Source organism: Chryseobacterium carnipullorum, from assembly GCF_900142785.1.
GTDB lineage: Bacteria > Bacteroidota > Bacteroidia > Flavobacteriales > Weeksellaceae > Chryseobacterium > Chryseobacterium carnipullorum.
This window is the reverse complement of the sequence record NZ_FRCD01000003.1, coordinates 1-21,503: the sequence shown is the minus strand read 5'-3', so window position 1 is coordinate 21,503 and position 21,503 is coordinate 1. Positions and strand designations below refer to the sequence as shown.

Sequence of the window (21,503 nt, the reverse complement as noted above, 5' to 3'; positions counted from 1 at the left end):
TTTATGGCGAAACAAAAACATATTGAACAAGACGGCGTTATTACGGAAGCACTTTCGAACGCCCAGTTCCGTGTAGAGCTGGAGAATGGGCATATACTTATTGCTCATATTTCCGGTAAAATGAGAATGCATTATATTAAACTTTTACCTGGAGACAAGGTAAAACTAGAAATGTCTCCCTATGATTTAACAAAAGGGAGGATCACATTTAGATATTAAAACAAACGCCAAATGGAATGTATGTTCCGTTTGGCTCTTGTTGAAAAATAAATACTATCAAAATGAAAGTTAGAGCATCAATTAAAAAAAGAAGCGCTGATTGCAAAATTGTACGCAGAAAAGGTGTGCTGTTCGTAATCAACAAGAAGAACCCAAAATTTAAACAAAGACAAGGCTAACATTAAATTATGGCGAGAATTGCAGGTATTGATTTACCAAAAAACAAAAGAGGTGTTATCGGTTTAACTTACATCTACGGAGTTGGAAGAAGTACTTCTTCTGAAATCCTTAAAGCTGCCGGTATCAGCGAAGACAAGAAAGTCAACGAATGGAATGACGATGAATTGGCTGCAATCAGAACATATATCTCTGAAAACGTAAAAGTTGAAGGAGAATTAAGATCTGAAGTGCAATTGAACATCAAGAGATTGATGGACATAGGATGCCAACGAGGAATACGTCACAGACTAGGATTACCTTTAAGAGGCCAGAGAACGAAAAACAACTCTAGAACCCGAAAAGGAAAGAGAAAAACAGTTGCTAACAAGAAAAAGGCAAGTAAATAATCGTTAGGAATTATGGCAAAACAAAGTAAAGTAGTTAAAAAAAGAAAAGTAAAAGTTGAAGCTATTGGTGAGGCACATATTCAAGCTTCTTTCAATAACATCATCATTTCTTTAACAAATAAAAGCGGAGAAGTTATCTCTTGGGCATCTGCCGGTAAAATGGGTTTCAGAGGTTCTAAAAAGAATACTCCATTTGCTGCTCAAATGGCAGCTGAAAATTGCTCTAATGTTGCTCACGAAGCTGGATTAAGAAGAGTAAAGGTGTATGTGAAAGGTCCTGGTGCAGGTAGAGAATCTGCTATCAGAACAATCCACAATTCAGGTATTGAAGTTAGCGAAATTATTGACGTTACTCCTATGCCACACAATGGATGTAGACCACCGAAAAGAAGAAGAGTTTAATTTTTAGAATTTACCCATTATGGCAAGATATATTGGACCTAAAACTAAGATTGCTAGAAAGTTTGGTGCTGCAATCTACGGAGACGACAAAAACTTCGAAAGAAGAAAAAACCAACCGCCAGGACAACATGGTCCTAACAAAAGAAGAGGTGCTAAAAAATCTGAATATGCAGTTCAGTTAGCTGAAAAGCAAAAAGCTAAATATACTTACGGTATTTTAGAAAGACAGTTTGCAAATTTATTCGAAAAAGCACACAGAAGTAAAGGTGTAACAGGTGAAGTTCTATTACAGCTTTGCGAATCAAGATTGGATAACGTAGTATACAGATTGGGTTTTGCTAAAACTAGATCTGCTGCTAGACAGTTAACTTCTCACAGACACATTACAGTGAATGGTGAGATCCTTAACATTCCTTCTTATATCGTAAAAGCAGGTGATGTGATCGCTGTAAGAGAGAAATCTAAGTCTCTTGAGGTTGTTACTGATTCATTAGCTTCTAAAGCTAATTATGAGTGGTTACAATTCAACGATGAGAAGAAAGAAGGTACTTTCGTTTCTGCTCCTGAAAGAATCCAGATTCCGGAGGACATCAAGGAACAGCTTATCGTCGAACTTTACTCTAAATAATTTTTTAATCAAATTTTTGCTCAACCCAATAATATGGCAATTTTACAATTCATAAAACCCGATAAAGTAATTTTACTTAACTCTGATGAATTTAAAGGTCAATTCGAATTCAGACCATTAGAACCAGGTTTCGGGCTTACAATCGGTAATGCTTTGAGAAGAGTGTTGCTTTCTTCTCTGGAAGGATATGCTATTTCATCTATCAAAATAGAAGGTGTAGAGCACGAATTTTCAACTATTCCAGGAGTAATCGAAGACGTTACCGAAATCATTCTTAACCTTAAGCAGGTAAGATTAAAAGCTTCAGCAGAAGGCCAGGCTAACGAGCAGGTAATTGCTAAAGTTTCCGGTCAAACGGTTATTACTGCTGGTGATTTAGGAAAGTCTGTCAACGGATTTGAGGTGCTAAACCCGGATCTTTTGATTTGCAACCTAAACAGTGATGTAACTTTCGAAATTACTTTCAATATTGAAAAAGGTAGAGGGTATGTTCCTTCAGATCAGAATAAGTCAAACAATGCACCTGTAGGTACTATTGCTATTGACTCTATTTTTACGCCAATCAAGAAAGTACAATACAGCATTGAAAATTATCGTGTAGAGCAAAAAACAGACTACGAAAAACTTGTATTAGATATAGAAACTGATGGATCTATCAGTCCTCAAAATGCTTTAACTGAAGCTTCTAAGATATTAATTTATCACTTCATGTTGTTCTCTGATGAGAGAATCACCCTTGAAACTGAAGCTGTAAAAGCATCTATCCAATACGATGAAGAGACGCTTCATACAAGACAATTACTTAAGTCTAAATTAGCAGATATGGATCTTTCTGTAAGAGCCCTTAACTGTCTGAAAGCAGCTGAAGTAGAAACTCTTGGTGAACTTGTTTCTTACAGTAAGTCTGATTTGATGAAATTCAGAAATTTTGGTAAAAAATCTTTGACAGAACTAGAAGAATTAGTGCATTCAAAAGGTCTTAACTTCGGTTTCGACGTTGCAAAATATAAGTTAGACGCTGATAAATAATTAATAATGAGACACGGTAAAAAATTCAATCACTTAGGAAGAACAGCTTCTCATAGAAGTGCTTTACTTTCTAATATGGCTTGTTCTCTAATTGAGCATAAGAGAATCAACACTACTGTAGCTAAAGCAAAAGCTTTAAGAGTATATGTTGAACCTCTATTAACAAAGGCAAAAGAAGATACTACACACAATAGAAGAATTGTTTTTTCATATCTTCAAAGTAAAGAAGCAGTTACTGAACTTTTCAGATCAGTAGCTCCTAAAATCGCAGAAAGAAACGGCGGATATACAAGAATCATCAAAACTGGTTTCAGACAAGGTGATGCTGCTGATATGGCTCTTATCGAGCTTGTTGATTTCAACGAACTTTACAATCCTAATGCTGAAGAGAAAAAGACTACTAGAAGAAGTAGAAGAGCTACAACTGCTAAAAAAGAAGCTGTAGTTGCTGATGCTCCTAAAGTAGAAGAAAAAGTTGAAGAGCCTAAGGCTGAAGCAACAGATTCTACAGAGGAAAAAACTGCAGAATAATATATTCTCAGATATAAATAGAAAACCATCCAGATTCTGGATGGTTTTTTTGTTGTTTAATGGTGAGTGTTTTTTGTTTATTCTGGTTATTCTAAATAGCAAGCCAATGACTGCAGATTGCGAAACTAGATCTGCAATAGAAATCCTAATTAGATTTTGGTTCTCTTTAGTTCAATGACATTGTTACCCTGTTCAAGGTGAAGACTATCTCCTTTAACCCTCGCCGTCATATCATCTTTTTTATAGATGGTTTCACCGTTTTTTGTTTCCGTTTTAGGTAAGGTGAACGTCTTTTTATTGCTGGTGATGGCCACTGTATTTTCCTTAGGATCATTTTTGAATACTACTTTTACCAAAGTACCGTCTGTGGCTTTGTAAACAAAATCTGTCTTTTCCGTCTTCTTACCATCTACTTCAATGGTTGAAGAACTTTGGGTTAAAGAATCAATTTTTCCGTTGTGGTCTGTGATCACAGTTTCTGAACTGTCCATCTTGATGACACTTTTGTTTCCGCTCTCATTTTTTTTGCAGCTTGTTAATAATAATGCTACGGCTGAAACAGCTATTAAAAGGCTTTTTCTCATGATATTTATTTTTTAATATATCGGGTTAATTGTTTTTCTATTGTAATAGAAATTTAACTAAATTTAATAGAAACAAAAAACAAACCAATAACCCTGAACTCAAGTCTCAAAATTACACAAAAGTGTAATTGATTCCGTCTTGTTTTCTTCCGAAATTTGTCTTAAACAAAAAAACAATGAGCATTTCCATCGCCATAGTAGAAGACGAAAAGAACTACAACAATGCGTTGAAGAAGGTCATCAATTATCAGGATGACATGAAGGTCGTTGCCCAGTTCTTTGATGGTAATGATGCACTTAAGAATCTTACTTCTTTTTCTCCGGATGTGGTCATGATGGATATCCAGCTACAGGATATGCTGGGGATTGAAATCATTGAAAAACTCAGAAAAGATATGCCGGAGACTCAGTTCATCATGTGTACCAGTTTCGAAGATGACGAAAAGATTTTCAATTCCTTAAAAGCCGGTGCTATGGGCTATCTCATCAAAGGGGAAAGCATGGATAAGATTCTTTGTTCTATAAGAGATGTATACAATGGAGGTGCGCCCATGAGTCTTTCTATCGCCCGCAGAGTGTTGGGGCATTTTGAAAGAAAACTACCGCAAAACAAAGATTTCGATGATCTTACAGAACGGGAAAAGGAAATTCTTGAACTTCTTTCCCAGGGGCTTCTCTACAAAGAAATTGCCGATCAAAAATTTATTAGCATCGACACCGTAAAAAAACACGTAGGAAACATCTACCGAAAGCTGCATGTCAGCAATAAGGTAGAAGCAATAAATAAATTTAACCATTTTAAAAACTGAGAGATTATGAGAACAATTAAATTTTTGAGAATTATTTATCTAATAACTTTAATGTTATTTTTTGTAGGCTGTAAAAAAGATAGGAACAGAGAGTACAAAAATGAATCTTCTGAACAACAGCAAACGAATATCGCCCCTATTGATTCCAATGGAGACAGTATATATATTAAAAAATATGATTATTTAAGCTTTCATTCCATATTAACAACGATACCGGATACAGATGCAGATAAGTATTATGAAAAATATTCAGATAACTATAAACCTCATTTAGAACTGGGGAAAAAATATCCATTTTCTATTAACATATCCAGAAGTGTAGGAGAGGAAATGAAAAAAATGATAAAAAAGAATGATTCTGTACGTTTAATCCTTACAACAAGAGATAATCATTTAGATGTTCTTTTTGCTGACTCTGCTAATAATAAATACATTATAACAGACTCTGCTATTAAGCAGATTAACGATAAGGACTTCAAAAAAATGGATAGTACCTTCAAAGTTGGTATTTATAATGAAATGACAGATACTAAAATAAAATTGGTAGACTCAGAGCATTCGGGTGATAAAACCTATGGAAATACTACTGAAATACTAATCCCATATGCTGAGTTCGACAAATATGATCCAGCAAAACATACTCTAGCTTTTTTGCCTGGAGTCGTAACAAACAATACTTTTAATAGTAAGAAAAAAAGCAAGATGCACCATTTAACTTTAATCATGTGCTTAATGGATTTAAGTCGCACCAAAGCTCTTAGAACTCTTCCCACAGTTTTCTCTGATGACTTTTGTCTGAAGCCTCCAGGCTGTTAATATGTATATTTCATACCTAATTATAATTTTTCTTTGTCTTGCTTTTTCAATTATACATAAAACAGCAAGACAAAGATTTCTGTATTTATATTTTGGGGTAGTTTTCGTGTCAGAAATTCTAATATTCATAGGGATATTTGACGGCAGTATTTATAAGTATACTAAGGGGTTTTATATTTTATTCTTTATATTTTATTTTAAAGAACTTTTTAAATTAAACTATAATAGCTATGTTCTTTTATTTATAGTTATTACTTGCTTGCTTATAAAAAATGTTATTGGAGACGAAAATTTACTACCAGTAATACAAAGTTTTGTTTATGTTTTTCTTAGCTTAGAGTGGATGATACAACAAATCAAAAACCCCAATGAAATTTCAATCTATAATAAACAGAAATTCTGGTTTTGTGCTGGACTGCTATTATGGAGTAGCATATTTTTGATGCGTATTGTTCCATCATTATTTTTTGCTGAAAAGGATATGATTTTTTTTCAAGGTATAAATCATTTTTATCAGGGAATTACTATTTTTTGTTATACATTGTTCTTAAGAGGTATTTTTTGTAAAATATAATTATTCGAATTCAATTGAAAATACTTTAAAAATTAATAATTCGCTTTTTAAAATTGGAAATGAACTATTTGGATAGAATAAAGATTACATACATTATTGCAATAATTGTAATGATGCTATTCATTGTTTTTATTATTTTCATCGTTTTAATGTACAACCGTAAACAGCTTCTATATATCAAAGAGAAACAGCTCAAAGAAGCCGAACACCAAAACCAGCTCCTCCAAAAAGAACTCGAAAAACAAAAATCTATAGAACAGGAACGCGAACGGATCTCCCACGATATGCATGATGACTTGGGAGCCGGTATTTCAGCACTGAAATTGCAGGCAGAATTCTTGAAACAAAAAGCGGAAGATGACGATCTGCAGAATGATATTGACGAACTTCTGAAAACCTCCGAAGAAATGAACCTTTCCATGCGGGAAATGCTTTGGAGTTTAAACTCAGGCAATGATACTTTGGGAAGTTTCATAGATTATGCTATTCAATATGCGGATAACTTCCTGAAAAAAACAAAGATCAAATTATGGTCAGAAAGCGAGGACATTATTTCAGATACTCCGATTTCTACAGAACTGAGGAGAAATATGTTTTTATGCTTAAAAGAATCTCTGAATAACGCTTACAAACACAGCCAGTCTAATCAGCTAAAGCTTTCATTTATTCAAAAGGATAAAGAATTCATAATGAAGGTCTCTGACAATGGAATCGGAATTCATCATGAAAAAACCGAAGGCAACGGTCTTCGAAATATGAAACGGCGCATGCAGGAGCAGAAAGGCGAATGTCATTTTCTATCCGAAGGCTCCGGAACAGAAGCTGTTTTCAGGATTTTACTTTAAAAGAAAAATTCTAGAGATAATATTATTGAAGGTGGTGTTAATTTGTTGTTAAGTATTCATTCCTGTATGCTTTCAAAATTAGCTCCATTTGAATTCTTTACACATACAGATATAAAATTTTTAAAGTCGCTCGATTTTTTCTGGCAGAAGATAAAAATTATTTATTATCAATTGTTTTTTAGAAGTTTGCATTGTTTTAAATAATTTGCTATTTTAGGTTAAACAAGTTAAAAAAAATACATCATGAAAAAAACACCAGTTCTTTTAGAGAATAATGCTAATGAGTCAATTGATATTGCAAGTAAATTTTATCTTTCAGAAGATGAAATAATAAATTTGGTATTAAAAAAATCACTTCCTAAGGAAGATGAAAAAGTATTTACCCAAAATTTTCAAAATCTAATTTCAAAACATAGTATCACTCATTTTGATAGGAAGTATGTATGTCTAAATGCTTTTTTGGAAAAATTAGAACAAAGCGCAAAGAAATATGCAATATTTCACTTTGTATATTATAAAAGTAAGGTGGAACTTGTATTAAGCATTTCTCACATTAGTGGCTTTAATAAAAATGATCAGTTTTTTTTAATACATACAAATAAGTTAGAAAGTTTCTCACTTTTTGAATTTTTAAAGTGTAGAGAAGATTATATTAAAAATGTAGGAAAACAAGTAAAACTGGTTACAGGAGTTGAAGCAACGGAAATGGTAATTCATAAAAGAAGTGAACTTTTAGAGATTATTAAGTATAATCTATCAAACAATGGTGCATTCAATACGGCAAATTTACTTGAATTTATATTTTTTCAATTTTCAGATATAAAAAATGATAGTACAAATTTTGAATTTTATAAAATAAATCAAGATAAATTATCCTTTTTTATAAAAATTAATGATGTGTCAAATTCTATTACTGATGATTTATTTGAATGGTTAGATATGGGAAGTTTATATCCATAATCTTATATTTAGCTGAGGATGTAAAAATATATTTATCCTGAAGCAAACGGCCTTCGAAATATGAAGCGACGCATGCAGGAACAAAACAGCGAATGTCATATTCTATCCGAAGGCTCCGGAACAGAAGTTCTTTTCCGGATTTTACTGTAAAAAGAAAAATATATATAGAGACAGCATCACTGAAAAGTGATGTTTTTTTTGTTTGTATAATCACCCTTTTGTGTAATTGACATGACGTCTTCTTTACCAGAACTTTGATGTATAAAACAAAAAACCTAATGACCATGAAAACTAAAAAAGACCAATCAGCAAAAATTAGCAATACTCAGGCCCAATTACTTAATTTGAAAATTATGGAATTACAGACAAGTAGCGCTCTATCGGCTGTACAGGATAATGACAACAGATATGTTGCTGTTAAAAATTTAAGACTGCCAAATGATGAATCCTCGGTTACAGTTTCAATCTATTTTGGGGGTGAAGGGCAGTTAGGAACTTCTACTTTTAAAGTGTTAAGAACCAACCAACCAAGCAAATCTATTAATGTATCTACAGATAATATTTTAATAGGGACATGTAATGAACTGATCGGGAATGTTCTAAGTATAGAATCTATGATACATGATATAAGTAAAGAGAGTAATAAAACAATTCTGAATGTAAAGATCAGACAAGCAGGGAAAACTATTTATCATGATACTCACACTTCTGAAGTTAAAAATGAAGGAGGAGTTTCATTTTATACACATCATATAACTTTTTATTAAAATGCATCATGAAAGCACTAAAATTGAGTTTTGTACTAATACTCATATTACTATCTCATTTTTATTCCGGACAGGAAGAAAAAGGGATTGATTTGGATGTGCTAAGAGCACAGGCATCACCGGGCTCCAATCTTTTGGATATTGCGAATTCTGATATTGAAAAACCTACGGATCTGAAAAGTATCATGGTTTCTTTAAGGGAAGGAACCAGTAACTTTTCCAGCCTGCCAACCTCATTTGCGATTGATCTGGTTCCATTTAAATTGAATGGAAAATACCAGGATTTAAGAACCAATAGCAACTTTTTGACAACTTTTAAACAGACATTTGTTACTTCACTTGCTTTTAAAGGGATACAAGAAGATGAAAAACTGAACATTTATGAAAAATCCAGACTGGGTTTTGGGATAAAGTTTTCCATTAAAAGAGGGGATTTTAGTAAGGAGACTATAAAATCACTGGATACAATTCACAAAGTCCATGTATTCTTGCAACAGCAAAGAATTGATAGAAATAATGCAAGCGAGGAATTAGCAAAACTTGATAAGGATAAAAAACTAATTTTGGGCAAAATGAGACTATTGGAAGATGCCAATAAAGAAGATACTCAGGAATATAAAGATTTACAGAAGAAAGTTGCAGAAATAGATGTTCAGACGGTTAATTTTTTTAAAATAAGGGATACTAATAATGAGGAGGAAAAAATAGAGGGAATAACAAAAATAGCCAAGGATATTAAATTAGAGCGCTACGGTTATTTTCTCGATATGTCCATGGGAACGGTATTAGATTTTAGAAATAATAAATTTAATAATACACAAATTACCAAAGTCGGAGCTTGGCTTACCGGTGGATATAATTGGGAAAAGCATCCTTCAACACTAATTTTCATGGCCAGATATTTATATAATCCAGATTCAACATTAGCTAATCCGGAACTAAAAAAAGGAAACCTGAGTACTTTAGATATAGGATCCAGACTTGTTCTTAAATTGGCCAACGAAAGATTTCTTATGAGTGGGGAATGCATCTACAGAAGTATTTTAAATAAATCTGATTTTGAATCATCCTGGAAATATGTTCTTAATTTTGAATATGAAGTTGCCAAAAACCAAAGACTAACCTTCTCGTTTGGAAGAAATTTTGAGGGTGAATACGAGAAAAAAGGAAATCTCATCGTTGCATTGAATTTATTGGTTGGATTAGGCAAATTTAAATTATAAATTAGAGTTGTAATTAATTATATTTCTATATTCTCCAAATTGAAAAAAACTTTGGAGAATTTTTGAATTATTACCAAATATTAAAGCCTACTTTTTTCATCAGGTTAGTTTTTTCATTAAATTTGTAAGAAGTATAATTATTAATATTAAAACAACTTGAAGCTTTTGCGGATGGTTTAAAACTAAACAATATGAGTGCAATTTCTTTCATAGAAGCAAGACAAATTTTGGATTCCAGAGGTAATCCTACCATTGAAGTAGATGTATTTACAGAAAGCGGAGCCATGGGACGTGCTGCGGTACCTTCAGGAGCATCTACAGGTGAACATGAAGCAGTGGAATTACGTGACGGTGGTTCACTTTATATGGGGAAAGGAGTACTGAAAGCTGTTGAAAACGTAAAAGAAGTAATTGCAGAAAACTTAATCGGGCAGCCGGTTTTTGAGCAGAATTTTATTGACCAGATCATGATCGATCTTGACGGAACAGCCAACAAAGGAAACCTTGGTGCCAATGCAATTTTAGGAGTTTCTCTAGCCGTTGCAAAAGCTGCTGCTGCTGAACTAAGAATTCCGTTATATAAATATGTGGGAGGCGTAAATGCCAACACACTTCCTGTTCCAATGATGAATGTCATCAACGGGGGATCTCACTCTGATGCGCCTATCGCGTTCCAGGAATTTATGGTAATGCCGGTAAAAGCAGAATCTTTCTCTGATGCATTAAGAAAAGGAACTGAGATTTTCCATCACCTGAAATCTATTCTTCATTCAAGAGGTCTTTCTACAGCGGTAGGAGACGAAGGAGGTTTTGCACCTACTTTCAAAGGAACTGAAGATGCTTTGGATACCTTGCTTCAGGCTATTGAAAAAGCAGGCTATAAGCCAGGTGATGACATCATGTTAGCCCTTGACTGTGCAGCTTCAGAATTCTATAAAGACGGAATTTACGATTACAGAAAATTCCAGACTCCGGATGCAGCTCAGTTCTCAAGCAGCGAGCAGGTTTCTTACCTTGCTGAACTAGCCGCTAAATATCCAATCATCTCTATCGAAGACGGGATGCAGGAAAATGACTGGGAAGGATGGAAAATGCTTACTGATAAGATCGGAGACAGAGTACAGCTTGTGGGAGACGATTTATTCGTAACCAATGTAGAAAGATTATCAAGAGGTGTAAAAGAAGGTATTGCCAACTCAATCCTTGTAAAAGTAAACCAGATCGGTTCTCTTTCTGAAACAATGGATGCGGTACAGATGGCTCAGAACAACAAATTCACTTCAGTGATGTCTCACAGATCAGGAGAAACTGAAGATTCTACAATCGCAGACCTGGCAGTAGCCATGAACTGCGGACAGATCAAAACAGGATCTGCTTCAAGATCAGACAGAATGGCGAAATACAACCAGCTGTTGAGAATTGAAGAAGCATTAGGCGATACTGCAATTTTCCCAGGATTAGAAGCATTTAAAATTAAAAGATAATTGAATTTATAAATGACGGCAAGCGATAATTTTTGTTTGCCGTATTTTATGGAAAGTAGTATATTTAAAAAAAAATAAATAAATGTCAGACAACAAAGTAATATTGAATTACGACGGTAATTCATATGAATATCCAATCGTGGATAGTACTATCGGAGACAGAGGGATTGATATTTCAAAATTAAGAGACCAGACAGGTTTAATCACTCTGGATTTAGGTTACAAAAACACCGGAGCTACTCTTAGCGACATCACTTACTTAGACGGAGATAAAGGAGAATTATTCTACAGAGGTTATCCAATCGAGCAGATTGCTGAGAAATCTAACTTTACAGAAGTGATGTACCTTTTATTAAACGGTGAATTACCTACTCAGGATCAGTTCAGTTCTTTCAACAACAATATTAAAAAATATAACTTCATCGCAGAGGAGATGAAAAAAATCATCGATGCTTTTCCTCGTTCTGCACACCCTATGGGAGTTTTATCTTCTTTAACTTCCGCTTTGACAGCTTTTAATCCTAAAGCCGTTAACGTCAACTCTAAAGAAGAAATGGACCACGCTGCAGAATTGATGATTGCTAAATTCTCTCACCTTTGCGCATGGACTTACAGAAAAACTCAGGGTCTTCCACTTAACCACGGAGACAACAGCCTGAACTACGTAGAAAACTTCTACAAAATGGCATTCAGATTACCAAACGAAGAATTTGAAGTAAATCCGGTAATTGTAGATGCTCTTGATAAATTATTAATCCTTCATGCTGACCACGAGCAAAACTGTTCTACTTCTACCGTAAGAATGGTTGGTTCTGCTCACACAGGTCTTTTCGCTTCTATTTCTGCAGGGGTTTCTGCTCTTTGGGGTCCTCTTCACGGAGGGGCTAACCAGGCAGTAATCGAAATGCTTGAACTAATCGAAAAAGATGGTGGAGACGTTAACAAATGGGTAGCAAAAGCTAAAGATAAAAATGATAACTTCCGTCTGATGGGCTTTGGACACAGAGTGTACAAAAACTTTGACCCAAGAGCGAAAATTATTAAAAAAGCAGCTGATGATATCCTTAATGCATTAGGTATTCAGGATAAAGCCCTTGACATTGCTATGCAGTTGGAAAAAGTAGCTCTTGAAGACGAATACTTCGTAGAAAGAAAACTATATCCAAACGTAGATTTCTATTCAGGTATCATTTACAGAGCATTAGGAATTCCTACAGAAATGTTTACGGTAATGTTTGCATTAGGAAGACTGCCAGGATGGATTTCTCAGTGGAAAGAAATGAGAATGAAAGGAGATCCTATCGGAAGACCAAGACAGGTTTACCAAGGAGCTCAACAAAGAGATTACATCGATATTACAAACAGATAATCCCTGTTTTTATCATAATAAAAATCCCAAAGCTTGCTTTGGGATTTTTTATTGTAGATCATTGTTTTGAAATTAAATTTCCTGGCTGATAAATACTAAAGTTTTTACACCATTAATCATAATCATTGAAGCTTTGCCAGTTTCTACAAAATAGCATAATCTCTGCCCTGTAGATAACTCAACCTCTCCTAAGGTATACAGATCTGTTTTGCTTTTAAATTCTCCATACCATTTGTTTTTAGCATGGTTCAAATTTCCGGATTCCATATTTCCCTTGTTGTTTGTTATTAATTTTCTTGTTGTTAAAATACTGTAATGGTCAGGATCAATAATGACAGAACAAATAATCAGTTCTTCTTCCGAAAAATCAATTGGGAAGTTTTGAAATAATAACTTAGGATTGGAATCTGAATCATAAAACTGAGTCCACCTGAAATCGTAAGGTTTCATTGTTTTTCTTTTTATTGAAGCGATGCATATATTGTAAAGAGATTGATCAGATTTTTTCATGGATTTAAGAATTGTCTAAAGTATAAAAAAGTAAAGATGAAATCTTTTATTACATAATATCAAATCTAACACGATAATTTTATTAAATTTACCTTCATAAGTTGATAAATTTTAATTGGTTTTAGCAAAAGCAAAATAAGGGATCTTTATCAAAAATAAAAAACAAATATAATGACTTTCGGACAGCAGATGTTATTTTTCTTCAGTGCGGTAGGAGCCTTTAATGGCTTGCTGCTGGGAATTTATCTTCTGTCTGTTAAAAAACTAAAATACATTCCGGATTTCTTTCTAGGTCTGATTTTATTGACATTAAGTAGCAGAGTCGGAATTTCGGTTGGTATGTATTTCTATCCGGACTTGCCTAGAATTATTCCCCATCTGGGAATGTCGGCATTGTTCTTTACCGGACCTGCTTTGTATTACTATATCAGATCATCATTTCTGCAGGAAAAGTTTGATTTAAAACAATGCAGAACATCTTTCGGCTTCCTGACATTGGTACTTGGAATAGTTGGATTGGTCTATTTATTCTTTCCGGTTACTTGGGACCAATATTTCGGAACCTTTATTTATACGGTCTGGTCAGTATTTGTCTTGCTTTCGGTGTATCAGTATTATATTTTTTCAAAGCAGAAAGCCGGAAATCCCAATCAATTTATTCTTCCGGTACTTATCAGCAATGCAATCATTTTTCTGGCCTACCAGTTAATTTCTACAGGATGGGTACAGATCTATTGCGCAGGTGGAAGTCTAGTATTCTCATTTGTATTGTATGCTAATTTTTTAATTATATTCAGCAAAAAAAATGATCAGGAGTTGGTAAAGGAAGTTCCAAGATATACCAATAAAAAGATTTCAGAAGAACTGGCAGACAGTTTTGTTTCAAAACTTGAACAACTGATGAATTCCGAAGAATTATACAAAAACCCAAATCTGAAATTAAGTGATCTGGCCACTCAAATGAAGATGTCAGCCCATCAGCTTTCCCAACTATTGAATGACAATCTCGGTAAAAGCTTTTCAACCTACATCAATGAATACAGGATCAGTGAGGCTTGTGAAAAAATAGAAAACGGTTCTTTCCTTAAAATTGAAGAGATCGGTTATGAGGTCGGCTTTAATTCCAAGTCTACATTCTTTTCCACATTCAAAAAAATTAAAAATACAACGCCCCTTTTGTATAAGCAGTCTCAAATGCCTTCTGACGTTAGGTTTCAGAGTTCAGAATTATAATTGTGTACTGCGGAATTTAAACTTCAAAACCTTATTTTTCCTCCATCACTCTACTTTTGGTTTCATAAAATTTAAATTTATGAATATCAGATTATGTCTTTTCCTGCTGCTCTTATTTCTTTCCTGTTTTGGAAAAGCTCAGGAAACAATTAAAGGAAAAATTTTGGATTCTGAGACAAAAGCACAGGTTTTTCAGGCTGAAATTTCTCTGTTCGATGTATCAGACCGACGAATCATTCAAAAAGTTCTTACAGATTCCTTAGGGTTTTTCCAATTGAATAACAGCGCTGATGATTCCTATGTCGTCATTCAAAAACACGGATACGAGACCAAAGAATTGGATAAGACCGGAGATTTTTCTTTGATTGAAGTGAAACCGGCAGTCGGAAATATTTCAGAGGTAGTGATTCGTTCGGCAGCGAGAAATATCAAGCTCAGTGATGGAAACATTGTCATGAGTGTTTCAGGAAATAAAGACTTTAAAACATCAGCCAATATTTTGGAAGTCCTGAGAAAGACACCCGGCGTTTCTATAGATGATGAAGGCGCTATTTTTATAGGGGGAAGAATTACACCAGCAGTATTTATTAACGGGAAACCTGTTGCCATGAGCAGTCAGGAGTTGCAGTCGTACCTACGGTCACTTCCACCAGAAATGGTAGAATCTATTGAAGTGAACTCAAATCCTTCCTCAAAATATGATGCGGAATTTAAAGGAATCATCGATATCAGGCTGAAAAGAAACGGAAATCTCGGTTGGAAAGGAAATTACAATGGAAATATATTTACCAATAAATTCAGCTACAGAGAAAATTCTTTAAATCTGTCTTATAACAGAGAAAAAATAGTCTACAGTTTACAGGCCGGTTATAATAATGGCATTTCCACCTATCGTTATCATGCATTGCAAAAGCTTGCGAATACCAACGTGATGCGTACCAATACCTATCAGGAAGATGAAGGAAATGTATACAGTATCCAGACTGGAGCGGATTTTAGACTGAATGACAAAAATAGATTTGGGGTTAACCTGAGAGGGAACTTCAGAACCAGCGACCGGATTCGTTCAGGATCACTGTATACGACAAATCAAGATGAATCACAATTGATTTTTAATACTGAAAGTAAAAATCCTACAGCATATTCACAGGAAAACTACGGAGTTACTGCTGACTATTCATTTCAAAACAAAGACTTTAAAATCAGTTTTTTAGGCAATTATCTTTCCGTTAAAAATAAGCAGATAGATGATTTTATTAATAGTGATCAACCGACGACTGAATTATTGTCCTACTGGAAATCTGATCTGCTTAATAAAATTGATATCCAAACTGCCCAGATCGATGTTTCACAAAAGATCGGTAATGCAGATATTGAAACCGGAGTAAAATACAGTCACTCCGATACCCATAATAATATCAGATACGACACCCTGTCTGTCAATGACCGTTTTGTTTTTGATCCTGAACGGAGCAATATGTTTTCATATAAAGAAAAAATTTGGGCAGGTTACATATCATACAGGCAGAAGTTTGGAAAACTTCAGGTCAATGGAGGGCTCAGGTTGGAGAATACAGGAAGTATTTCTGATGCGGTTACCAGAGATTCTGTGGTATCAAGAAATTATCTGGAATGGCTGCCGTCTTTCAGTACAAACTATACGTTTAATAAAGCTAATGAATTATCACTGTCATACAGCAGAAAAATGACAAGACCCGTATTTTCGCAGCTCAATCCGTTTCGCGTTTATTTCAGCCCTTTGAATTACTGGATTGGAAATCCCTATCTGTTACCTTCTTTCACCAGCCAGATCAAACTTACCTACCGTTATAAGAATTGGGTCACCAGTTTGATGGCAGGAAAAGAAAAAGACGTAATGGTACGCTATCCACTTTACAATCCGAAAACCAATGTTCTCGAATATCTTGGAACCAATCTTCCATACCGGAAATTTGTGTCTGTGGAAACCAGTTTTCCTTTAAAAGTGACAAAATGGTGGAATATCACCAGCCAAATCACCGGATATTATAATGATGAGTACAGACCGTATCTTGATGAGGTATTTGCTTTAAAAGTGTATAGTTATGAAATAAGGGTCAATCAGGTTTTTTCACTGCCAAAAGGATATACAGTGAATCTCTTTGCCAACTATGAATCAAAGACAGGAAACAGTCTGTATATTATCAAGCCCAGATATACAGTAGATCTGTCTTTGCAGAAATCATGGTTTGATAACAAACTTAATACAAAGATCAGCTACAATAATATTTTTGACTCTTACAATCAGCAGCTGGAATTCAGACATAAACAGATTATGGATAACCGTTTAACTCATTGGTGGGATAGCAGTCGGCTTATTATTTCAGTAGCGTACAGTTTTGGAAGTTCAAAATACCAGACTAAGGAATTGCAGAAGACAGAAGAAGAAAGCAGGGCCAGATAAAAAGAAAACCTGCTTATCACAAGCAGGTTTATTAATTTGGTTATGGACAAACACAGTTACCGCACGTCCAAATCGTACATTTTCCGTTCTCATCCCATTCACAGCAGTATCTAGGTCTGTTGATGCCTCCTCCTGTGATTAATTTTTGCTCGTTTCTTCCTAATTTTTGTGCGTTTTTCAGCACTGGATTTTTTTTGTTCATGACTTTTATTTTTTGGTGTTAATCGTTAAGTTTTAAAAATGTAATTCCATAGGAATTATATCACTAATATAGGAAATTATTTTATAATATTTATAATTTTCCGTTTCTTATGTAGATGAAAAATAGTTCGTTGTAGATGGTTTATATACAATTTACAATTTGAATTTAGGTTAGGATATGAAATTTTTGCACAAAAAAGAGGACATTAATTAAAGCTAAACCAATATTAAAATCAAATTTGCTGCATAAAACAAATCAAAAGTTTTCCAGATAGAGACCTTTACTTATATTTGTAGTATTGCATAAATCTTTATGAGACTAAACATTAAAAACGAAACGGGCAGGCTGAAATCAGTAGTTCTAGGCCAGCCTAATTCAATGGGAGGTGTTCCCACATTGGAGGAGAGCTATGACGCCAAGTCCTATTACTCCATCGAAAACAATATATATCCTAAAGAAGAGGATATCATCAACGAAATGAATGCTTTTGAAGCAGTATTAAAAAAATATGATGTAGAGGTACTTCGACCAAGCATTATCAAAGATTACAACCAGGTTTTTTCAAGAGACGTAGCTTTTGTGATCGACGATAAAATGATCATCTCAAATGTGATTGCAGACAGGGCTGATGAGCAGGAGGCCTACAAAAAAGTTTTTGAAAAAGTAGCCTGGAGAAAAATTATCAATCTTCCGGAAACCGCACACATCGAAGGTGGAGACGTCATTGTATGGGACGATTTCCTTTTTATTGGAACATGTTTCAGTGAAGATTACAGAAACTATAAAACCGCAAGAACCAACGAATACGCGATTGAAATTCTAAAAGAATATTTTCCAAAGAAAAGAATCATCGATCTGGAGTTGAAGAAAAATGACAAAATTCCGTTCGAGGGGATTTTACACTTAGACTGTACATTCAATCCGGTAGGAAAAGATAAATGTCTTATTTATAAGAATGGATTTGTAGATGAAAGCGATTACCGCCTGATCATCGATATTTTCGGAGAAGAAAACTGTTTCCATCTTAATGATGAAGAGATGTTTGAAATGTTCCCGAATATTTTCTCCATTTCTCCTGATGTGGTAGTGTCAGACCAAACCTTCACAAGAATGAACAACCACCTGAGAAACGAGTGGGGAATGACTGTAGAAGAAATTCCTTACAGAGAAATCTCTAAAATGGGAGGCCTTTTACGTTGCTCTACTATGCCGTTGGTGAGAGAGTAATCATTTTAAGTAGTAGCGTTAGAGTGTTTGAGAGTAGGTAGGTTTCCTAATCTTTCAATCTTTTAATTTTTAAATCTAAAACAATGCAAACAACAGATACCGTATTAATGATAGAGCCGATCGCATTCGGCTACAACGCTGAAACAGCGAAAAATAATTATTTTCAGGTTGAACAGAAAGGTTCTGATATCCAGGCTAAAGCTTTGGCGGAATTCAATAGTTTTGTTGGGAAACTGAGAAGCAAAGGCGTGAATGTGATCACTATTAAAGATACATTAGATCCCCATACACCGGATTCTATTTTCCCCAATAACTGGGTGAGTTTCCATAAAGACGGAAAAGTCGCTCTATATCCAATGTTCGCATCCAACAGAAGAGTAGAAAGGAGAGAAGATATTCTTGAAACCATAAAAGAGCAGGGATTTGAAATCTCAGAAATTGATGACTGGTCATTTTCTGAAACTCAGGGACATTTTCTGGAAGGAACGGGAAGTATGATCTTTGATCATGATAATAAGATCGCTTACGGTTCAGTTTCTTTAAGGCTTGATGAAAAGCTATTCAGAGAATTCTGTGGAAAATATGGATTTACGCCCATCGTTTTCCATTCTTATCAGACCGTAGGAACAGAAAGGCTTCCTATCTACCACACCAACGTTATGATGTGTGTGGCAGACAAATTTGTCGTAATCTGTTTAGATTGTATTGATGATGAACTGGAAAGAGAGAAGGTGATTGAAACCATTAAAAACTCAGGAAAAGAAATCATCGAAATTTCAGAAGAGCAGATGCAGCAGTTTGCAGGAAATATGCTACAGGTTCAGAATAAAGACGGGCAAAAGTTCCTGGTAATGAGCCAGACTGCGTACCAGTCTTTATTACCAGAGCAGGTTGCAGTTATTGAAAAATACTGTGAGATCATTTATTCAGATCTGAATACGATTGAGGTGAATGGCGGGGGAAGCGCAAGATGTATGCTTGCTGAGATTTTCCTTCCTAAAAAATAGTTTGATAAAATTCTGCTTACCCTATATTTCCGGCCTTGTCTCAAGGCCGGATTTTTTTGATCTGTTTCATTTCTTCAAATTGAGACAAAAGACAAAAAAGTTACCTAAATTTGTTTTTTAAGCAAAAATTATGAAGATGCAACAGTACCTTTTATCATTCGCTGTTCTTTTGGGAATATTCGTTGGTGCCCAGCAGAAAACGTTCTGTAACCCCATTAACATCGATTATGGTTATACCCCGTTTGAAGTTTTCTCAAAACAGGGGAAACACCGGGCAACAGCTGATCCTGTAATCGTTAATTTTAAAAATAAATTGTTCCTTTTCTCCACCAATCAGGAAGGATACTGGTACAGTGATGATATGCTGGACTGGAAATTTGTCAAAAGAAAATTCCTGAGAGACAATAAATACATCCATGACCTGAATGCTCCGGCAGTCTGGGCCATGAAAGATACACTTTACGTGTACGGATCTACCTGGGAACAGGATTTTCCCATCTGGAAAAGTACCAATCCTACCAAAGACGACTGGAAAATTGCGGTCGATACTTTAAAAGTAGGTGCATGGGATCCTGCGTTCCATTATGATGAAGATAAAAACAAATTATACCTGTACTGGGGATCCAGCAACGAGTGGCCTTTACTGGGAACCGAAGTGAAAGTGAAAACCTTGCAGTCAGAAGGTTTTACAAAACCCATTATCAGATTAAAACCGGAAGATCACGGCTGGGAAAGATTTGGAGAATATAATGACAATGTTTTTCTTCAGCCTTTTGTAGAAGGAGCATGGATGACCAAGCACAACGGAAAATACTATATGCAGTACGGAGCTCCTGCCACTGAATTCAGCGGCTATTCTGATGGGGTCTACGTCAGTAAAAATCCTCTCGAAGGGTTCGAGTACCAGCAGCACAATCCGTTTTCCTATAAACCTGGTGGTTTTGCTAGAGGAGCGGGGCATGGGGCTACTTTTGAAGACAATTACAAAAACTGGTGGCATATTTCAACCATCTTTATTTCCACTAAAAATAATTTTGAAAGAAGACTAGGAATCTGGCCTGCAGGGTTTGATAAAGATGATGTAATGTATACCAATACCGCTTACGGTGATTATCCAACCTTCCTTCCGCAATTTGCTCAGGGAAAAGATTTCTCAAAAGGACTTTTTGCCGGCTGGATGTTACTGAATTACAATAAACCCGTTCAGGTTTCCTCTACTTTAGGAGGCTATCAGCCCAACCTGGCGGTAGATGAGGATATCAAGACATATTGGAGTGCAAAAACCGGAAATTTGGGAGAATGGTTTCAGACCGACCTTGGAGAAGTTTCCACAATTAACGCAATTCAGATCAATTATGCAGATCAGGATGCTGAATTCATGGGAAAAACATTGGGCAAAATGCACCAGTATAAGATCTATGGATCAAATGACGGTAAAAAATGGAATGTTGTGGTGGATAAAAGCAAAAATACCAAAGATGTTCCCCACGATTATGTAGAGCTTGAAAAACCTGCAAAGGTAAGATTTCTAAAAATGGAGAACCTGAAAATGCCTACCGGAAAATTTGCCTTAAGTGGTTTCAGAGTGTTCGGAAAAGGAGCAGGTGAAAAACCAAAGAAAGTAGAAGGATTTGTACCGCTAAGAGCAGAACCTAAAAAATTCGGTGAAAGGAGAAGCATCTGGATGAAGTGGCAGCAGAACCAGGATGCTGACGGATACGTGATCTATTGGGGAAAATCTCCGGATAAATTATACGGAAGCATCATGGTATACGGAAAGAATGAATATTTCTTCACTGGAGCCGATAGAGCCGATGCCTACTATTTCCAGATTGAAGCTTTCAACGCGAATGGAGTTTCGGAGAGAACGGAGATTTCAAAATCTGAATAAAAAGAAAGAGATAATCCGAAAATTAATTGCCTGTTATTACAGATGACAATAAGAAAATATAGTTTTAAATGTCCTTAAAATGTATCACTGGCAGTGTCTCACTAACTGTGTAAGTTGAAAAGTTATTCTGGAAAATTTTGAGCCCTTAGAGCTCAAAAAATTTTACGGAAATAACTTTTTATTA

The 21,503-nt window shown here is 35.0% G+C and carries 22 protein-coding genes; 20 read left to right on the top strand and 2 right to left on the bottom strand.

What is annotated here, in order from left to right; translation table 11 throughout:
- Positions 1 to 3 precede the first annotated feature (3 nt).
- The 7 genes from infA to rplQ all read left to right on the top strand — a co-directional run bounded on the left by infA (position 4) and on the right by rplQ (position 3,375).
- Positions 4 to 219 carry a translation initiation factor IF-1 gene (infA, locus tag BUC06_RS03935; RefSeq protein ID WP_034684855.1) on the top strand — a complete coding sequence of 72 codons (216 nt, stop codon included), beginning with the start codon at positions 4 to 6 and terminating at the stop codon, positions 217 to 219.
- A gap of 62 nt (positions 220 to 281) precedes the next feature.
- Positions 282 to 398, top strand: a complete 117-nt coding sequence (rpmJ, locus tag BUC06_RS03930; protein ID WP_007839480.1) for a 50S ribosomal protein L36 — start codon at positions 282 to 284, stop codon at positions 396 to 398.
- A gap of 9 nt (positions 399 to 407) precedes the next feature.
- Positions 408 to 785, top strand: a complete 378-nt coding sequence (gene rpsM / locus BUC06_RS03925) for a 30S ribosomal protein S13 (RefSeq protein ID WP_002983260.1) — start codon at positions 408 to 410, stop codon at positions 783 to 785.
- A 12-nt stretch (positions 786 to 797) separates the two neighbouring features.
- Positions 798 to 1,187 carry a 30S ribosomal protein S11 gene (rpsK, locus tag BUC06_RS03920; RefSeq protein WP_034702879.1) on the top strand — a complete coding sequence of 130 codons (390 nt, stop codon included), beginning with the start codon at positions 798 to 800 and terminating at the stop codon, positions 1,185 to 1,187.
- 19 nt (positions 1,188 to 1,206) lie between these two features.
- The gene (gene rpsD / locus BUC06_RS03915) at positions 1,207 to 1,815 is read left to right on the top strand and encodes a 30S ribosomal protein S4 (protein WP_073330035.1); all 609 of its coding nucleotides are present in this window, start codon (positions 1,207 to 1,209) and stop codon (positions 1,813 to 1,815) included.
- Positions 1,816 to 1,848: 33 nt separating this feature from the next.
- Positions 1,849 to 2,844, top strand: coding sequence for a DNA-directed RNA polymerase subunit alpha (locus BUC06_RS03910; RefSeq protein WP_073330032.1), 996 nt, complete (start codon positions 1,849 to 1,851; stop codon positions 2,842 to 2,844).
- Positions 2,845 to 2,850: 6 nt separating this feature from the next.
- Positions 2,851 to 3,375: a 50S ribosomal protein L17 gene (rplQ, locus tag BUC06_RS03905; RefSeq protein WP_073330029.1), complete on the top strand. Its 525-nt coding sequence runs from the start codon at positions 2,851 to 2,853 to the stop codon at positions 3,373 to 3,375.
- Between the two features lie 149 nt (positions 3,376 to 3,524).
- Here the strand turns inward: rplQ and BUC06_RS03900 are convergent, their stop codons facing one another.
- Complete coding sequence (locus BUC06_RS03900) at positions 3,525 to 3,959, bottom strand: hypothetical protein (RefSeq protein ID WP_073330026.1); 435 nt, start codon at positions 3,957 to 3,959, stop codon at positions 3,525 to 3,527.
- A 176-nt stretch (positions 3,960 to 4,135) separates the two neighbouring features.
- Between BUC06_RS03900 and BUC06_RS03895 the strand changes: the two genes are divergently transcribed.
- The 8 genes from BUC06_RS03895 (at position 4,136) to BUC06_RS03855 (ending at position 12,806) form a co-directional block, all read left to right on the top strand.
- On the top strand, positions 4,136 to 4,768 hold the full coding sequence (locus BUC06_RS03895; protein ID WP_073330023.1) for a response regulator: 633 nt from the start codon (positions 4,136 to 4,138) through the stop codon (positions 4,766 to 4,768).
- Positions 4,769 to 4,774: 6 nt separating this feature from the next.
- The gene (locus BUC06_RS03890; protein ID WP_139263288.1) at positions 4,775 to 5,584 is read left to right on the top strand and encodes a hypothetical protein; all 810 of its coding nucleotides are present in this window, start codon (positions 4,775 to 4,777) and stop codon (positions 5,582 to 5,584) included.
- A gap of 684 nt (positions 5,585 to 6,268) precedes the next feature.
- The gene (locus tag BUC06_RS03880; RefSeq protein ID WP_228423612.1) at positions 6,269 to 7,003 is read left to right on the top strand and encodes a sensor histidine kinase; all 735 of its coding nucleotides are present in this window, start codon (positions 6,269 to 6,271) and stop codon (positions 7,001 to 7,003) included.
- Positions 7,004 to 7,246: 243 nt separating this feature from the next.
- The gene (locus BUC06_RS03875) at positions 7,247 to 7,963 is read left to right on the top strand and encodes a hypothetical protein (protein WP_073330011.1); all 717 of its coding nucleotides are present in this window, start codon (positions 7,247 to 7,249) and stop codon (positions 7,961 to 7,963) included.
- 284 nt (positions 7,964 to 8,247) lie between these two features.
- Positions 8,248 to 8,730: a hypothetical protein gene (locus BUC06_RS03870; RefSeq protein WP_139263286.1), complete on the top strand. Its 483-nt coding sequence runs from the start codon at positions 8,248 to 8,250 to the stop codon at positions 8,728 to 8,730.
- Between the two features lie 8 nt (positions 8,731 to 8,738).
- Positions 8,739 to 9,953, top strand: coding sequence for a hypothetical protein (locus tag BUC06_RS03865; protein ID WP_073330004.1), 1,215 nt, complete (start codon positions 8,739 to 8,741; stop codon positions 9,951 to 9,953).
- 191 nt (positions 9,954 to 10,144) lie between these two features.
- On the top strand, positions 10,145 to 11,437 hold the full coding sequence (gene eno, locus BUC06_RS03860; protein WP_073330001.1) for a phosphopyruvate hydratase: 1,293 nt from the start codon (positions 10,145 to 10,147) through the stop codon (positions 11,435 to 11,437).
- 82 nt (positions 11,438 to 11,519) lie between these two features.
- Positions 11,520 to 12,806, top strand: a complete 1,287-nt coding sequence (locus tag BUC06_RS03855; RefSeq protein WP_073329998.1) for a citrate synthase — start codon at positions 11,520 to 11,522, stop codon at positions 12,804 to 12,806.
- A gap of 72 nt (positions 12,807 to 12,878) precedes the next feature.
- Here the strand turns inward: BUC06_RS03855 and BUC06_RS03850 are convergent, their stop codons facing one another.
- Positions 12,879 to 13,256, bottom strand: coding sequence for a hypothetical protein (locus BUC06_RS03850; protein WP_123877035.1), 378 nt, complete (start codon positions 13,254 to 13,256; stop codon positions 12,879 to 12,881).
- A gap of 231 nt (positions 13,257 to 13,487) precedes the next feature.
- On the opposite strand from BUC06_RS03850, the gene BUC06_RS03845 reads away from it, so the two are divergent.
- The 5 genes from BUC06_RS03845 (at position 13,488) to BUC06_RS03825 (ending at position 21,319) form a co-directional block, all read left to right on the top strand.
- Complete coding sequence (locus BUC06_RS03845; protein ID WP_073329992.1) at positions 13,488 to 14,549, top strand: helix-turn-helix domain-containing protein; 1,062 nt, start codon at positions 13,488 to 13,490, stop codon at positions 14,547 to 14,549.
- Positions 14,550 to 14,628: 79 nt separating this feature from the next.
- The gene (locus BUC06_RS03840; RefSeq protein ID WP_083563952.1) at positions 14,629 to 16,992 is read left to right on the top strand and encodes a TonB-dependent receptor domain-containing protein; all 2,364 of its coding nucleotides are present in this window, start codon (positions 14,629 to 14,631) and stop codon (positions 16,990 to 16,992) included.
- 514 nt (positions 16,993 to 17,506) lie between these two features.
- Complete coding sequence (locus BUC06_RS03835) at positions 17,507 to 18,421, top strand: dimethylarginine dimethylaminohydrolase family protein (RefSeq protein WP_073329989.1); 915 nt, start codon at positions 17,507 to 17,509, stop codon at positions 18,419 to 18,421.
- Between the two features lie 83 nt (positions 18,422 to 18,504).
- The gene (gene ctlX / locus BUC06_RS03830; RefSeq protein ID WP_073329987.1) at positions 18,505 to 19,428 is read left to right on the top strand and encodes a citrulline utilization hydrolase CtlX; all 924 of its coding nucleotides are present in this window, start codon (positions 18,505 to 18,507) and stop codon (positions 19,426 to 19,428) included.
- A 136-nt stretch (positions 19,429 to 19,564) separates the two neighbouring features.
- Positions 19,565 to 21,319, top strand: a complete 1,755-nt coding sequence (locus BUC06_RS03825) for a discoidin domain-containing protein (RefSeq protein ID WP_073330760.1) — start codon at positions 19,565 to 19,567, stop codon at positions 21,317 to 21,319.
- Positions 21,320 to 21,503 lie beyond the last annotated feature (184 nt).

Excerpts from the sequence above, each read along its gene's own strand:
- rplQ (WP_073330029.1), top strand. The coding sequence starts at position 2,851 with ATGAGACACGGTAAAAAATTCAATCACTTAGGAAGAACAGCTTCTCAT.
- ctlX (WP_073329987.1), top strand. The coding sequence starts at position 18,505 with ATGCAAACAACAGATACCGTATTAATGATAGAGCCGATCGCATTCGGC.
- BUC06_RS03870 (WP_139263286.1), top strand. The coding sequence starts at position 8,248 with ATGAAAACTAAAAAAGACCAATCAGCAAAAATTAGCAATACTCAGGCC.
- rpsK (WP_034702879.1), top strand. The coding sequence starts at position 798 with ATGGCAAAACAAAGTAAAGTAGTTAAAAAAAGAAAAGTAAAAGTTGAA.
- BUC06_RS03825 (WP_073330760.1), top strand. The coding sequence starts at position 19,565 with ATGCAACAGTACCTTTTATCATTCGCTGTTCTTTTGGGAATATTCGTT.
- BUC06_RS03840 (WP_083563952.1), top strand. The coding sequence starts at position 14,629 with ATGAATATCAGATTATGTCTTTTCCTGCTGCTCTTATTTCTTTCCTGT.
- eno (WP_073330001.1), top strand. The coding sequence starts at position 10,145 with ATGAGTGCAATTTCTTTCATAGAAGCAAGACAAATTTTGGATTCCAGA.
- BUC06_RS03845 (WP_073329992.1), top strand. The coding sequence starts at position 13,488 with ATGACTTTCGGACAGCAGATGTTATTTTTCTTCAGTGCGGTAGGAGCC.
- rpsM (WP_002983260.1), top strand. The coding sequence starts at position 408 with ATGGCGAGAATTGCAGGTATTGATTTACCAAAAAACAAAAGAGGTGTT.
- BUC06_RS03880 (WP_228423612.1), top strand. The coding sequence starts at position 6,269 with ATGATGCTATTCATTGTTTTTATTATTTTCATCGTTTTAATGTACAAC.
- infA (WP_034684855.1), top strand. The coding sequence starts at position 4 with ATGGCGAAACAAAAACATATTGAACAAGACGGCGTTATTACGGAAGCA.
- BUC06_RS03895 (WP_073330023.1), top strand. The coding sequence starts at position 4,136 with ATGAGCATTTCCATCGCCATAGTAGAAGACGAAAAGAACTACAACAAT.
- rpsD (WP_073330035.1), top strand. The coding sequence starts at position 1,207 with ATGGCAAGATATATTGGACCTAAAACTAAGATTGCTAGAAAGTTTGGT.
- BUC06_RS03855 (WP_073329998.1), top strand. The coding sequence starts at position 11,520 with ATGTCAGACAACAAAGTAATATTGAATTACGACGGTAATTCATATGAA.
- rpmJ (WP_007839480.1), top strand. The coding sequence starts at position 282 with ATGAAAGTTAGAGCATCAATTAAAAAAAGAAGCGCTGATTGCAAAATT.
- BUC06_RS03875 (WP_073330011.1), top strand. The coding sequence starts at position 7,247 with ATGAAAAAAACACCAGTTCTTTTAGAGAATAATGCTAATGAGTCAATT.
- BUC06_RS03910 (WP_073330032.1), top strand. The coding sequence starts at position 1,849 with ATGGCAATTTTACAATTCATAAAACCCGATAAAGTAATTTTACTTAAC.
- BUC06_RS03865 (WP_073330004.1), top strand. The coding sequence starts at position 8,739 with ATGAAAGCACTAAAATTGAGTTTTGTACTAATACTCATATTACTATCT.
- BUC06_RS03890 (WP_139263288.1), top strand. The coding sequence starts at position 4,775 with ATGAGAACAATTAAATTTTTGAGAATTATTTATCTAATAACTTTAATG.
- BUC06_RS03850 (WP_123877035.1), bottom strand. The coding sequence starts at position 13,256 with ATGAAACCTTACGATTTCAGGTGGACTCAGTTTTATGATTCAGATTCC.
- BUC06_RS03835 (WP_073329989.1), top strand. The coding sequence starts at position 17,507 with ATGAGACTAAACATTAAAAACGAAACGGGCAGGCTGAAATCAGTAGTT.
- BUC06_RS03900 (WP_073330026.1), bottom strand. The coding sequence starts at position 3,959 with ATGAGAAAAAGCCTTTTAATAGCTGTTTCAGCCGTAGCATTATTATTA.